This window comes from Cysteiniphilum litorale (assembly GCF_003428165.1).
GTDB lineage: Bacteria > Pseudomonadota > Gammaproteobacteria > Francisellales > Francisellaceae > Caedibacter > Caedibacter litoralis.
Genome location: NZ_QLIQ01000198.1, coordinates 1 through 509, shown reverse-complemented (window position 1 = coordinate 509; position 509 = coordinate 1). Strand labels below are relative to the sequence as shown.

At 38.5% G+C, this 509-nt stretch carries 1 protein-coding gene; it reads left to right on the top strand.

The window, feature by feature from the left end:
• On the top strand, positions 1–413 hold a 413-nt coding region (locus DNJ75_RS15270), incomplete at its 5' end, for a four helix bundle protein (protein WP_206609146.1).
• Positions 414–509: the final 96 nt, after the last annotated feature.

Genomic DNA, 509 nt, shown 5'->3' with positions numbered 1-509 from the left:
AAGCTGCGGATTCAGAGGACAGAAAACAGAAGACAGAGGACAGAATAATGAAAGCTATAGAAAAGTTTGAAGACTTAATGGTTTTTCAGAAAGCATATAAAGTTTCATTGGAAATACATAAGTTAAGCTTGGAGATGCCGAAAGTTGAGCAATATGCTCTGGCGGATCAAGTAAGGCGAGCGAGCAAGTCAATTTGCGCAAATATTGCGGAAGGATTTGGAAAGCAAAGTATATCCAAGGTTGATTTTAAACGTTATTTGGCAATAGCGATTGGATCGGCTGAAGAGATGCGAGTATGGATAAGATATTGTTACGATCTGGATTATATTACTAAGTCTGATTGGGAAAGATTTAGCGATGAGTATCGAGATATAGCAAAGATGTTAAGTGGTCTTCATAAGAAGTGGATGTAGTTTTGATTTATCTGTTTTCAGTCATCTGTCATCTGTCCTCTGAGTGGTAGGGGAGCGTTCTGTAAGTTGAAGAAGGTGAATTGAGAAGTTTGCTGG